Source organism: Paenibacillus sp. JT31N11, from assembly GCF_056269285.1.
In genome coordinates, this window is sequence record NZ_JBWDNQ010000009.1 from 129279 (window position 1) to 143304 (window position 14026).

General features: G+C 54.3%; 10 protein-coding genes and 1 pseudogene. 1 reads left to right on the plus strand and 10 read right to left on the minus strand.

Translation table 11 applies throughout. From position 1 onward, the window contains the following. Positions 1–59: 59 nt before the first annotated feature. Both AC0YNV_RS26700 and AC0YNV_RS26705 read right to left on the minus strand, forming a co-directional pair. Positions 60–158: pseudogene (locus AC0YNV_RS26700) on the minus strand (hypothetical protein); the annotation flags it as partial. A gap of 205 nt (positions 159–363) precedes the next feature. Further along, positions 364–1143, minus strand: a complete 780-nt coding sequence (locus AC0YNV_RS26705) for an SDR family NAD(P)-dependent oxidoreductase (protein WP_475770751.1) — start codon at positions 1141–1143, stop codon at positions 364–366. Between the two features lie 460 nt (positions 1144–1603). Here AC0YNV_RS26705 and AC0YNV_RS26710 point away from each other — a divergent pair, with 460 nt between their 5' ends. Further along, positions 1604–2062 carry a cupin domain-containing protein gene (locus AC0YNV_RS26710; RefSeq protein WP_475770752.1) on the plus strand — a complete coding sequence of 153 codons (459 nt, stop codon included), beginning with the start codon at positions 1604–1606 and terminating at the stop codon, positions 2060–2062. Positions 2063–2409: 347 nt separating this feature from the next. Here the strand turns inward: AC0YNV_RS26710 and AC0YNV_RS26715 are convergent, their stop codons facing one another. From AC0YNV_RS26715 to AC0YNV_RS26750, 8 genes are all read right to left on the minus strand, one after another. Then, complete coding sequence (locus AC0YNV_RS26715; RefSeq protein ID WP_475770753.1) at positions 2410–3621, minus strand: enolase C-terminal domain-like protein; 1212 nt, start codon at positions 3619–3621, stop codon at positions 2410–2412. Between the two features lie 254 nt (positions 3622–3875). Then, positions 3876–4640 (minus strand): hypothetical protein, encoded by a 765-nt coding sequence (locus AC0YNV_RS26720; RefSeq protein ID WP_475770754.1) that lies wholly within the window; start codon positions 4638–4640, stop codon positions 3876–3878. A gap of 345 nt (positions 4641–4985) precedes the next feature. Then, on the minus strand, positions 4986–5816 hold the full coding sequence (locus AC0YNV_RS26725) for a phytanoyl-CoA dioxygenase family protein (protein ID WP_475770755.1): 831 nt from the start codon (positions 5814–5816) through the stop codon (positions 4986–4988). A gap of 108 nt (positions 5817–5924) precedes the next feature. Further along, positions 5925–9281 (minus strand): GH36-type glycosyl hydrolase domain-containing protein, encoded by a 3357-nt coding sequence (locus tag AC0YNV_RS26730; RefSeq protein WP_475770756.1) that lies wholly within the window; start codon positions 9279–9281, stop codon positions 5925–5927. A gap of 24 nt (positions 9282–9305) precedes the next feature. Continuing rightward, positions 9306–10268, minus strand: a complete 963-nt coding sequence (locus tag AC0YNV_RS26735) for a glucoamylase family protein (protein ID WP_475770757.1) — start codon at positions 10266–10268, stop codon at positions 9306–9308. Further along, on the minus strand, positions 10168–10527 hold the full coding sequence (locus AC0YNV_RS26740; protein ID WP_475770758.1) for a hypothetical protein: 360 nt from the start codon (positions 10525–10527) through the stop codon (positions 10168–10170). Before AC0YNV_RS26740 ends, AC0YNV_RS26735 begins: the two co-directional genes overlap by 101 nt. Before the next feature lie 22 nt (positions 10528–10549). After that, positions 10550–12967, minus strand: a complete 2418-nt coding sequence (locus AC0YNV_RS26745) for a beta-galactosidase (RefSeq protein ID WP_475770759.1) — start codon at positions 12965–12967, stop codon at positions 10550–10552. A 70-nt stretch (positions 12968–13037) separates the two neighbouring features. After that, positions 13038–14018 (minus strand): carbohydrate ABC transporter permease, encoded by a 981-nt coding sequence (locus AC0YNV_RS26750; protein ID WP_475770760.1) that lies wholly within the window; start codon positions 14016–14018, stop codon positions 13038–13040. Between the last annotated feature and the right edge of the window lie 8 nt (positions 14019–14026).

Here is a 14026-nt window from a genome sequence, read left to right on the forward strand (position 1 = left end):
TCCGCGATCCGGTAGCCACGTCTGCTACCATGTACGCCGCTTCGCTGCTTACCTAGGACGATCTCTTCCGCGAGCGCCTTCAGACGATCCTCTCGCCGTGCCACCAACACCAGCTTTGCCCCCTTTTCGGTCAGCTGCTTGGCCGCGGCTTCCCCGATTCCGCTTTATAAAGAGATCCCATGGGACTAAAATCGCTAATCTCGCCGCTTCTGAACCATATGCAACAAACGACCGACACTGTTGAATAACTGGGAGAGGGTACCTTCCGATGAACGACGGAGCCAAAGTATACAGGCGCATATAGTATTTTAAACATAGGATTGGACGAGTACGGGTCAACAAGAAGAAGTCCTGTTTAACGCGTTAGTTATGTTTTACTCGGTATATGGGAGCCCCTAAAGGTGCTGAGCGCGCTCCCCCATCAACGGTAATTTCCGCTCCCTGCACGAATGAGGAATCATCGGAAGCCAGGAACAAGACAGCATCGGCTATTTCCTCCGGATCACCCATACGGTTAAGCGGAATCGTACGCGCTTGCGCAGCTTCCAGTTTCGCGGTTTCTTCAGAGGTCGACTTTTTCCAAATGGGTGTGCGTGTTGCCCCTGGCACCACCGTGTTTATGCGGATGCCCCGCGGCGACAACTCGGATACGAACACTCTTGCCATACTGCTGATGGCTCCTTTGCTCGCCGCGTAGGCGGATCTTTCCGGCGCCCCGTCCGTTGCGCGCGTTGAGCCGGTCAAGATGACCGAAGCCCCTTCCTTCAGATGGGGCAGAGCGGCTTGTACCGTGAAGAAGACGCCGGTCACGTTAACCTTGAGGACTTCCTCGAAAACCGAAAGCGCTGTGCCTCCTAATGGCGTAGAAGATGCAATGCCGGCATTCGCGTAAACGATGTCCAATCCGCCGAAGGCTGCGACTGCTTCGGACACCGCGTTCTCCATGCTTGCCGGATCAGCTGCATCCGCCTGAATCGCAAGGACATTGGAGCCAAGTTCCTCTGCCACCGAGTTTAATGTGGTTTGATTCCGGCCTGTAATCACGACCTTCGCACCTTCTGCGATGAACAATTTGGCGGTTGTCAAACCAATTCCGCTATTGCCTCCTGTAATTAATGCCACTTTGCCATCAAGTTTTCCCATTTTCCTGCTCCTTTGATCCGAATATGCACCCGATTCGCTACCAACTATAATGACTTCAATCTTCCTGAAATATACATCTCACAGGCAAACCCGCGCATTGTGGACGATAGGAAATTACGCCGAGTTGTTCCAATGCTGACCGCGGAAAAATGTCGAACTCAATCTGACGTGCTCCCTTCTACCTTTATCAGGAATGGGATCAAGTTCTTGTCATTGGCAATTGACAAGAACTTGATCCCATAAATGACAGGGACTTTGTCCCATAAAACAAAAAAGCCGCGATTTACGCGACTTGTTATGGGGCTTCCACAATCAGAATCGTAGCCTCTTATAAAATGATTATGGATCATATCGGCTTTGAAGGCAATGCTAATGCGATTCCAACCATTTGACCGACCATTGAACAATATGTTAGCGTATAAATGGTTTAAATTTAAAATTCATAAAAGGAGAATATATAATGTCAAAGGTTTTGGATATACTTGGACCGCGTATTCAGCACTTAACGGAGTTATCGGACGATCAGTCCTACTGCCTGATGAAGGGCGAGATTGGGCCAGGCGTTATCGTGCCTGTTCATAGTCATGAGGATCGCGAAACTTTCTTTGTTCTCTCTGGGGAACTTGAAGCCTGGACGGGAGACGGCTGGGAGGTATTTCGCGTCGGCGATACTGTTGATATTCCAGGAAACCGGAAGCACGCTTGGCGAAACTACTCGAGCGAAAATACAACCTTGCTGATCGCAACAACGGTGAAAATGGGGAAATTTTTTAATGAAATCGGCCGCTCGGTCGATTCCGTGCCACCGGGTCCTCCAGAGCCGGCGGCTTTACAGCGTTTTGTTGAAGTAGCCCATTCTTATGGATATTGGCTCGGAACACCCGACGAGAATACCACCATCGGTCTTGTACTGGGTTAAAACCAGCGGTAGCATCTCCTAGCTCTTGACCAGAAGGGGACAATCCATTAGATCGGGGCAACCCTTTTTTTTACATCATCATTCAAGTTAGGCGCTTGTCGGTCTGGGGCATGCCTCCCCAGTCGCAAGCGCCTTCTTGGCTTTTTACCGGATTCCGCTGAATGGTATGTTCCGAACATGATCACATGAGAGTACAATTGCTACTTGCCGGACTGGATAGGCTGTTTACCGGAGGTAGCGGACGTTCGAAGGATTATTTCTTATAACTAGGAGTAAATAATCGTTTTTATCGAAATTACAGCCAAGAGACTGTCCCCATATCATTAGACATTGAAATAGTCTAAACCCTAAGGCCGTGCAGATGTGCCGTCCGGCCTTCTCGCTAACGTCCATGCGGGCAGCTTGTTCTCGGTCGGATATTTGCTCGCCAGCTCCTCGTTAATGTCGATGCCTAGACCCGGCTTACCGTTCAGGTATGCAAAGCCGTTGCGGACTTCCGGCGTACCCGGGAATACTTCCCGGATAATATCGGAGGGGTCATACCATTCCTGAATACCGAAGTTCAGCGAGCTCATATCCAGATGCAGGTTAGCGGCATGGCCGACAGGCGAGACGTCGCCGGGACCGTGCCAAGCGGTGCGCACACCGAACGCTTCGGACAACACGGCCAGCTTGCGCGCAGGCGTAATGCCCCCGATCGCGCTGATGTGGCAGCGAATAAAGTCAATCAATTGATTTTTAATCAATGGAATCCATTCCTGTGGGTGAACGAATAATTCTCCCATCGCAATCGGAGTAGAGGATTGATTTCGAATGGCACGGAACCAGTCCAAATCCTCAGGAGCGAGTGGGTCTTCCAGGAAAAATAAACGATGCGGCTCCAATTCCTTGGCTAATCGGACGGCTTCGATCGGAGCGATCCGTTCATGAATATCATGGAGTAGTTCCACGTCAAACCCGATTTTGTATCGGATATGCTCGAACAAAGCAGGCACACTGCGGGCATAAGCATCCGGATCATAATAAGCTCCTGCCATAGCCCCTTCGGGGGTATGCATGGCCCGCTGCTTACCGCCATATCCGCCCCATTGGCAGCGAATATATTTGTAACCCTGCTCTTTAAACCGAATGACGTTCTCTTCAACCTGCTGCAAGCTCGTGCCGTCTGCATGCCGGTAAACCGCGGCTGCCTCTCTGCATTTGCCTCCCAGCAGGTCATAGACCGGCATGCCCGCTATTTTCCCCTTAATATCCCAAAGAGCCATGTCGATGCCCGAGATGGCGTTGTTGAGCACGGGACCGTTGCGCCAATATGAGCTAACCATCGCTGTACTCCAAATATCCTCTATGCGGGAGGGATCTTTTCCAATCAGAAACGGTTTCAAATATTCATCAATCGCCGTAGCTACAGCTAAATACCGCTGGGTAAACGTAGCGCAGCCCAATCCGTATAATTCAGGTTCGTTCGTCTCGATCTTCACAACGATCAGATTAATCCCCTCAGGAGCGGTTAGAATCGTTTTGACATCCCGGATTTCCAATTTCCCATACAATCCCATGATTGGATACCATCCTTTTCCAGTTCAATTTTCCCCAGTCTCGGTCCACACTAGGGTATTCGGGAAACATAGGCTAATACCTGTAACTAAATGTTAGTAACTGAACTTTGAACGAATGTGTACTGGCTTTGACTCTCTCAAATGTTATTCTTCTGTGCCCCTATCATTAATTCCTTTATATCATTAGAAATTTATCTTTTCAGTGATCACTTGATATCTCCAAATAAAACCCTCGAAAATTGTAGGGCATGGCATTAACCCAGTTTAGGCAATTTACTATTGTTTTTATATCCTGATTCGTGAGCGGTCTTGATTGCGTCTGCCAATTCAGGCGTATAGTTCGCGGTTGTCAGTTTTCCTCGCTCCAGGATCGCTTTAGCGTACTCTTCAGAGTAATAGAGAGCATCATCTGATATATGTACCAAATAGTACTGTCGATCCGGACCAACTTTACGGCTCTTTACTTTTGTATTCAAAATCTTTTTAGACCTGCCTAATTTGGCACCCTCATGGATGTCAATGCCCCAGATCTCCTGGCTGCTATTGTCTAAAACCTCGTAACCGACTACTACTCTGCGTCCTAAACTATCAGATAATGTAAGTAATTTAAGTAATGTACAATCCGTTTTCGGCTTAAATTTTCCTTTTGTAGTTTTGGTGGATGACTTTCCTGCAGTCACGCTTTTGGAGACTTTTCGCACTTTCGTTTTCTTAACTTCGGAAGAAACTTCTTCATCACTATTCGTTGCTGGCCTCTTGCTTGTTAATTTTTCCAAGAGTTCTTGTTCCATCTCCCGCTTTATCTTTTGCATACCCTGCGTCATTTTCAGGGTTAAATCCTGTTCCAATTTCTTTTGCAATTCCAGGGTGCTTTCAGCCCTGGTTTTAATTGTTTTCTTTGTTGTGGTGGCTTTCCGACTCTTGGTTTTCTTGGAAATGCGCTTTGGCTTCGTGAGAGAATAAAGGGTTGCTTTTAACTCCTTGATCAAGGATTTTTTGGCCTTTCGTTTCCTTGCCATATTCATCCTCCTTCAGGCGGACTCCATTGGAGCCGCGCAAATGTGTGTGCCCGGATTAACCTTCCTCTATTTTCCCCTAGTTAATCGGTACTTTTCAATATATATATTCATTAATGCAATGTATCGCACTGTTCATTGAGAAGATGGAGAATCAAGGCGCTGCATCGGTGCTCCGATTGGCCAACATTATCCTACTTGGAGGGGAAGGTGTTTGGTGTTTTTCCTTTAGTAGTCATTTGAACAAGACGATTCAACTGACGGTTGAGCCTCAGTGACTTTGGTCGGCTCACTGCGTACCAGTATAAAAAAAACACCTGACCGTGCGGTCAGGCGAGGAGGGCTCGCTTAGTAGGGCTGAGCTGCCGGAAAGCCAATTTTCTCTTTGCGGACCAGTTGTTTCGTTTTGTCGGAGAACCCATTGTAGGTCTCCTGCGGAATTTGAATGCTGCCCTGCTGCGGTCCGTTTTCCGCTGCCGTATAAATCAGGGCAATGTTCGGTCTGGGATGATCCGATTGATTCGGCGTGCCGCGATGCCACATCCGGTCATCTCTTATCATAATGGAACCAGCCGGCATGGTGGCTTTGAAGGAAAGCATATGCTCGGCAAGCCTGGATTTGTCAAGCACCTTCGAGCTGTACCAATTATCCGGGTGCAAATGCGTCCCCCCTGGCCATACCTCCATAGGACCGTTCTGTTCCGTTACATCGACAAGCGGATAGTTGACGACAAGATGGGTGATCGGCAAATTCACCGTACATCGGTCACCAAATCTTGCTCCCATGTCGGCATGAACATGCTGCGCCTTCGTCCCGCCGGGCATAGAGGTATTCGAGGCAAAGTAAGTCAATAGACAGTCCGAACCCAAAATTTGGTCGATGACATCGGTTACGAAAGGATGGGCAATGATGTTCTCGTTGCAAAACGGCTGCTCGAACGGCAAATGGAGGCCGATATGATTCGTCCCGTCATGGAATCCCTCGTTTACGTCGAAATGGTTCTTGTCCATAAATCCGTCCAGAAGGCGGCCGATCTTATCGTATAGCTCGTCCACTTGCGCTCTGGGCAGCACTTCTTCAAACAACACGTACCCGTTCACTTTAATAAGTTGAACCGCCAGTTCAATCGTCTCCGGCAATAATTTGCCGGAGGCTAGTTCTTCTGCGCTAACTCTCACCTTATCTCCACCATTCCTGTTAGTTAGTAAAATCTGCTCGCTTGTTAACTATGCCGAACCGAAGCATCGCTATTGGATAGGCGTCCTGCTTCGTACGCCCCCCTTCCCTTAAATAAAGATCTCGATTACGTTATGTTCGGATGTCAGAGCGGCAGCCAGAAGCTCCCGGCCAATCCGCATTCCGCCCGGCCGATAGCGATTATGCGTTTCCCGAACCCGTACATCCGCGCCGTTCACCGCGACCCGATTGCCCTCGCCGCCTGCAAGGCGGTAGACAAACTCGACCGGCCGGTCCATGAACCGGAAGGCAAACCGCAAGCCGGACAGCTCGGCGGGAAGTACGGGATCCACCACCAAATCGCCGCCTTCCTGACGGATACCCAGGCAGCCCGAAATGAGCTGGTTCATATAGATCCCCGGACCGCTGGAATAGATTCGCCAGCCTCCCTTGACCGGCGCTTGGCCGTCTCTGAGCGCTTCGAACCGCTTCTGCGCTTCGTAGCGGTCGTTAAACTTCCCGTCGGAGCTGCTGAAATACGCATTGCTCTGACGAAGCTCGGCATTCGGCACCACATCCGTCAGCCCGACCGGGTTGATCATTTGCAGCGCCTTCCACGCCTCGTCGCGGTAACCCAGCTTGGCCATCGCCTCAACGAAGCGAATATGCGCATGGACGTACTGCAAACCGATTTCGCGGCCGAAGTTGGCCGCCTGCTCCGCGCGCTTGAAGCGCGTGCTGACGCCGCCCGCATAGGATGCCGGCCTGTCCATTAACCTGACGCCGTCAGGGAAATAGAGCTTCTCTTTAATGATGGCATAGTGCGCCTCCGCTTGTTCCTTCGTCAGCAGCTCGCCGATCATGCTCCGGGTCATTGGAAGCAAGCGATAGCGGATGCCGGTCGACGTATCCTCCGGATGAAGCATCAACTCGGCAGCTTCCGGCTCTTCCATATACAGAAAGCCCGGAATGACGTCCTTCGCAAGCATGAAGCGGTTGAAATCCGTTTGAATGCCGGCAGCCAGCCCCTTCAACTCTTCGGAAAGCGCCGCGTCGTACTCTTCGACGGCCGTCGCAAATCCCTTGATCGTCTGAAAGGTCAGCGCAACCGTCCAGCTGCTCACCATGAATCGTTTGAGCAGGGTGTTCGCGGGCTGCAGCGTGTCATCCCAATCGCCGTCTCCATAAGCAGACAGATGCGTGCCATGCACGAAATGTGCGCGGATGTATTCAATTTCCTTGCGGGCATGCAGCAGCACGGAGGAACGGGTTTCCGCGAAATCGAAGGTCTGTCGGTTCATAAACGGAACAAGCTCCTCCAGAATGCCGAAGTCCTTCGTCGCCCGCAGGTAGTCGCCCAGCACTTTAAGCGGCCAGACGATAATATCGCCATGGCTCTCGTCGGCTTGAATGTTGAAGTAGCGGTCGAACATGAACCACTGCGGCCAGTTCCCCGTGTCCTCGTATTGATGCGCATATACTCTCAGCAGAATATCCCGGACTGTGCCGTAGTTGTGCGTCGCCAGGAAATACTCAACCGGCCCTTGGCAGACGTCGCGTGTTCCCCAAGCCGCCCCGCCGTATTGCTCAAGCCCATGCGGAGAGGAGAAGTGCACGAGCATATTGTGAGTGTACCACCATGCCAGCGCATTCATTTTGTCCAGCTCGGCGGGAATGCCCTCCTCCATGGACAGGCGAAACCCGTTCATGACCTTGCTTAAAAACCGCGCGTACCGCTCCTTCTCCGTTTCCAGCGAGCGGTCTTCGAATGGCAGCGGCTGACCGTGCAGCAAGCCTTGAACGGTTAGATTCCAGGACGGGCTTGCGGCCAGTTCCAGCACTACGAGCGAAGCATCGCCTGCCCGTACATTGGCCGCAAGCAAGCGTTCGTCGCCGACGTTCATTTCCGCACCCGTCACACGCAGGCGATAACGCAAGTCCGGGTAAGCCGAAGCGCTGAGTGTTCCTTCCGCGGCTCTGAAGGTGACAGTGTCCCCACTATGCTCCATGAGGAAAGGCCGTTCATACTCGTTCACGTTCATGATCACTTGATTCGTGACCAAATAACGGTACGCGATCCCTTTCTCCGACGCTGCCTGCAGGCAGACCTCCGGCGCATCCACGGCCGTGAAGCACGTGATCGTCACGATATCATCTTCGAGCTTATAGGACCAACGAGCGTAATTGAAGCCCATTTCGAACATCGAAGGCAGCGTGAGCAACCGGTAGCTGCCGTCAAGCTCGACATAAATCCGTTGACCGGATGCTTTCAAGACGTTCAAGGCGCTGCGGGCGTTGGATATCATTTTATGAAACGACGTATTGCCCACGACGAGCTGCGAGTTGAACATGCCGTACATGTAAGCCGTTGTCGTCAGGACCTGGTCGTTCAAGCGGTCGTTGCCGCCGGTCATCAGGATATGCCCGTGCGGACGCTCCACTTGCAGCTCCTTCTCCTTCAGCACAATATGCTCGTAAGTAGAAGTGAAGAACGACAGCAGCGTCTCGCCGTCCAGCTCCTCCTGCAAGCGCACGGGAAAATGGCGTTCGATTTCCCCGCGCGTCATGGAGAGTGCGCGAAGCGGCTTGCCGATCGTTTCCTTGAGTGCCGGCATCTCCAAATAATCGCCCGGCTCCAGCCGGCGTTCGCCAACCTGCCTCCAGGCCTCGGCCACGTCTTCGCCAAATTCAAGCATTTCAGCCGCATGAGGATGATCGTCCCTCAGCATTCCATAGAAAACGACCCGAGCGGTACCGTCCAGCCGGATGCCCTCGGACTGCAGCGCCGCATAGGCAAACTCGTACTGGTAGATTTCGTTCGCGAGCGACGCCTGCGACAACCGCTCAGGGACATCGGTTTCCTTGTAGGACAAGCCGAAGAATTGGAAGCCGTCCGTCGAATAGCCGGCCGCGCCGGTCAGCGAACCCTGCTGCATGTACGGAAACTTTCCGCCCTGCGGCTGGTTCTGGCGCGAGCAGATGACATAACCTTTGGCGGAATCCTTGAAGACGGAATGCCCGATGTATTGCGATACGTAGGCCTCATTGGAACGCACGGCTCCCCGGTCGGCAAGACCGATGTCCTGGCCGTAGATCACATCGAGCTCGATCTTTGCGCCACCAAGCGAAACCTCCCAAAACCAAACGCCCATCTCCGTCAGCTGAAAGGCGACTTGGTAGGAAACACCCCATGCGGAGCCTTCCCAGATCAGCGCCCGTTCCGACCGGCGCAGACGGCTGGACGAACGGATGCCAAGCAGCGGGACTGCTTCGACGCCGTCCGCCGTAAACCGGCGCAAATAGAGATTATTCAAGGCGCCGTCGATCGTATTGGCCTGCAATTGATTAATCAGCGTATGCCCGTTGTGAGAGGCCTCGAACAGATCGCCGCTGCTTAAAAACGTAAACCGGTAAAGGCCTTCTTCCACGTGAATCTTCGTATCGGTCGTCTGTGATATGGTGCTCACCCGTTTCTCCTCTTTTCTCTCTGTTTAAGCAATAGAATCTGTGTCTGTATCTGTGTTCATGTCATTGTCTGCACCCATGCAAATATCCATGCCGATTCGTGCCGGAGCGGCTTTCATGAACTGCCGCCAGACGAAGCCGGTGCGGTAATTCTCGATCATGAGCAGCGTAATGCCTTTGTCGATGCCGATGACGTCCTCCGCGTACCAAGCCGGCGTCTCATCCAGGTTAAAGGCATCCGTGAAGCCGTATTTTCCCCACAGCTGCGGATGGTTCTCGTAATAGTTGCGAAGCGCCGCAATGGATTCCTTCGGGGTGAAGACAATCGAGCCCGCAGCTCCGCAGGGCGGAATCGTCCCGTCCACGTAATCCCGCTTCGTCGTGTTCGGATCGGCTCCGTAACCGCCGCTGTAGCCGCGCGGGCCATCGCAGGCGGTAAGCCCCCACGCATCGGGACCAAACGTCTTCGAACGGTCTGCATGATCGATACAAAACTGCCGGTTCGCGAGCGATGCCTGCACGGAATTCTCGAACCAGTCTACGCCGTAGCGGTCCCTGCGTCCGCGGAAATCGAACCAGGCATGCGAGAACTGGTACACGAACAAGGCGCCGCCCGTACTATGAATGACCGGCCCGTGTCCGCCGTAATAGCCGACATAACGCACGAAGTCGTCGAACATATGGGCAGGCACCGGGTGCGTCGGAGACGCGGCGCCGAGGAAATACATCATGAATTGCTCCGCGTAATGATCCCACGTCCCGAAATGTTGGCCTTTCTCGTCGCTGTAGCCCATATAGAACTGGTCCGTCTCCGGATTGCGATACCAATTCCACTTCACCCGTTCGTAGATCGCCTGCGCCAGGCGCTTGACTTCGCCGCCGAAATATTCACCGACTGTGAGCGCGCCGCAAATGCAAATCGCCGTGTCGATGACGGATACTTCGCAATTGCGGTATTGCTTCGCGGAAGCCGTGACGATGCTCGGCATTCTTCCAGCAGGTATAGAGCGTTCCAAGTGCGCGCTCGAATGCTTCCTCGCGCGTCACCCATCCCCGTTCGGCACCGATCGCGATCGCGGTCAAGCCGTAACCGACCGAGGCGATGCTCGCCATATCCGGACGCCCCGGCGCCCGGTCACGGATCAGTCCGTAACCCGGGCTTGCAGGGTCCGTATTCGCTTCCTCCCAGAAAAACAGAAAGCTTCGCTTGCTCTCGAGCTCCAACAAAGACTCGTCCGATAAGGCCATCTTGTTCTCTCCCTTCCCAACACTAGGCGCCGAAACGCACGATCAACCGGTCGTCGACTTTTGCATGCTGATGAGAAATAATCCGCTGTACTCCGCCATACCTCTCAATCCGGTAATTCTCGCCCGGCAGGATCCCGCGCGTTGTCTCGAGATCGATCCAATCCTCCGCCTGCGTGAGCCGGAATACAATTTGCGCTTCCCCGACCTCCATGATCTCTGCGGTGGACGCGGCAATGTTCGCGCCGCCCACAGCGACGCCGACCGGCAGCATGACGCCGTCCTTACCGGCCAGCATCAGCTCGCGGCCTTCGAACAGCGGTGCTCCGGCATCGTAAAGACGCAGCGTCTTGTCGAAGCCGTCAAGATTTAACAGATGGATAAACCGCTCGCCGGCTGCCGAACGCGTCGACGTCATGAAGATGCCGTGATGCGGGCAGTCATGCGTCAGACCGGCTTTTGCCCCAAGCCGCTCGAGGGCGGTGCGGAACAGATCGATATCCGTTCGATACCGCGCCGTCATGACGATAGCCCGCCCGCGGCCGACCATGCACTCGAAGCCGCAGGGCTGCCCGCTGCCGTACAAGCGGAAGAACGGCGGCGCCCCGCGTACGGCTTCGAACGTTTGCGCAAAATGCGTGCGCACTTCCGGACGCGGCGCCGCCCAGCCTTCGGCCATGACCGAGGGAAAGTAACCGGATGAATCACGATGCTCTTCAAGCAGGCGAAGGCCCAGACAATCCGCCAGAATCGTGCACGGACGAGCTTCCATGTCGTATTGCGGCACTTCGCCGTACAGAAGCATATTGCCGCCTTCCATGAGGTAATCCGCCAGCTTGCACTGCAGCGCTTCATCCATATAGCTGGCAGAAAGCAGTGCCAGCACGGGCGTTTCGGATACGCGAAGCGGCCTGTTCTGGATATCGGCCGCGCCGAACCTGTAGCCGGCGATCAACATGGCGCGGGCCATCGTCTCCCAGCCCCAGTGCGCGCGGTTTGCTTCAATATTGTCGTACAACGCCTTCATGGCCGGACTGCCCGCATACCGGTATTCCGTCATGTAGTAGTCGGGAATAAACGCAAATGCGACCCCGTCGCGCTCTTCATTCATGACGGCGACTTTATCGGCAACAGCCATGACGGCCTGAATGCCGCGCGCCATCCGCGGAAACGTATAGTTCAGCTGCCCTTCCGGCCCGACGGGTGCGGCGAAGCCATGACGCTCGCCCGTGAAGGCGACGCGGTTGTTGCCATCGTCCCGCCCATGCTCCAGCCTGCCGTTGCGGCCGCCGCAGAACAAGTAATAGTTGATGAGCCGGTTTCCTTGGGCGACGCACATGCGCATTTTGAAATCCGCAGCCGAGACGTCGTAGCGCGCGGCGAGCAGCTCGCCGAAATTGCCGTCGCCGCAGTTGAACTCTACCGAGGTGAGCGGCTGGTGCTCGTCGTGAACCGCGTCCATGAACCCATTGATCAAGTACAGATCCTGGAATGTATTCATGTCCAGGTCGCCGAAGTAGATATCCGAGCCGGACAGTAAACCCGGCTTGCCTTCGTAAGACTCGTACAGCTGGCTGATGCCGATGGGGAACGTAAAGCCGCGTCCTCCCCCGGTGCCGTGAATGTTCACCACGAATGGAACCCCGGAAGCGCCAAATTCTTCGGCATATTGGCGGAGCGTATCCACATACCGCGAGAAGCGGCTGCGCATGTAATGGCCCAAATCCAGATGCAGCGCCGGCGCGTACGCTTCCTCCGGCGAGCGAAGCGCCGACGAGCGCGCAGCCGGATCCGAGAGGTCGAACGGATAGCGTTCAGAGAGCGCTTCGGCCGAATGCGCCTTCGCCAGCCAGCTTGCAAAATCGTCCATGACGAGCGGCGTCAAATCCGGTCCGTTGCTTACCCAGGACAGCATGCCGATTTCGTTATCCAGCTGGATCGCGATGATGTTCCCGCCGCTCGGCTGCAGCCTTGGCGCGGCGATCTCCATCACGGCTTGATACCAACGGCGCACTTCCTTCAGGTAGTTCGGCGCCAGGTAATCGACAGTCCTGGTCGTGGCAGGGCGGTTGTCCCAACCGAGCGGCACGATTTCCGGATACTTGTCGTAAATCCAGTAAGGAAGCCCCTCGTTCTTCATCTCCGCCATAATGAACGGTCCGGGACGCAGGAAGAAGTACAGCCCGTTGTCGCGGCACAGATCGATAAAGCCCGCCAAATCATACTCCGGGCGCTTCGTTCCGCGCAGGTCGATTTCTCCCTCCGTCTCTTCATGGCAAATCCACGGCACATAGGACGCGACCGCGTTGCAGCCGGCCAGCTTCAGCTTGTCGATGCGGTCCTGCCACTCCTCGCGGCGCAGCCGGTAATAATGAATCTCGCCGCACAGGATCATTTGCGGCCTGCCGTCTATGCGAATCTGTTTATCGATGATTTCGATCATTCTCGAACACGCTCCTCCTGAAAATGAATGGCCCGGCCGCAGCCGAAACGGTTATCCGATGTTCATAGCCTTACTCTCCGGTTAATCCCGTTTTGTCGACCACTTGGGTGAAATACTTCTGCGCGAACAAGTAGAGCGCCAGAAGCGGCAGGACGATGAGCAGCGTGCCCGCCATTCGAATCGCTTCGTTGACGTCCGTCACCTTCGCCCCGCCCGTGTACATCGCCTTGAACGCATCGTTGAACGTCTTCAGCTCCTGCGGCAGCGTCGTCATGGCATTGCCCAGGTACAGCGAAGCCAAGTACGTTTCGTTCCAGTGCCACACCATGGAGAACAGATAGACCACGACGATCGCCGGCACGGAAATAGGCAGAATGATGCGGATGAAGGTTTTGAACGCGCCTGCCCCGTCGATCGCGGCAGCCTCCTCGAGCGCAACCGGAATCGTGCGGAAAAATTGCACATAGATCAGAATGAACAACGCCCCGCGCAGCCCTTGGGCGAAGATCCCCGGGACGATAAACGGCAGCGGTGTCTCAAGCATGTGATACTCCTTGAACAATAGGAACATGGGGATCATGATGACCTGCTTCGGCACCACGAACGTAATGAGCATCAGCGCGAACAGCACGGGCTTGCCCGGGAATTTATATTTGGCGAAGCCGTAGCCCACGACAGCGCATGATATCGTCTGGGCAATGGCCGGCAAGACCGAATTCAGCAGCGAAACCCCAAGCGCCTTCATATAGTGAAGCACATGCCACGCCTGGACGTAATTGTTCCATTCCAGCTGCCGCGGGATCCAGCCGACCGTCGGATCGAGCAGATCCGGCAAGCTTTTGAAGCTCTGCGAAACCATGAACAGCAGCGGATATACGTATACGAACCCGACGATGACGAGCAGCGCGTACACCATGGTTTTGAGCAGCAGTCCGTCATTGCCCTGCCTGCCCCACAGCAGATGGGTCGCTTTATCGATCCAGCGGCGCAGCTCCGTCCGCCGGCTCGCCGCTTTCCGCGTCACTTGCGGCTCTGAGGGCACATCTCTCATATCTGTCT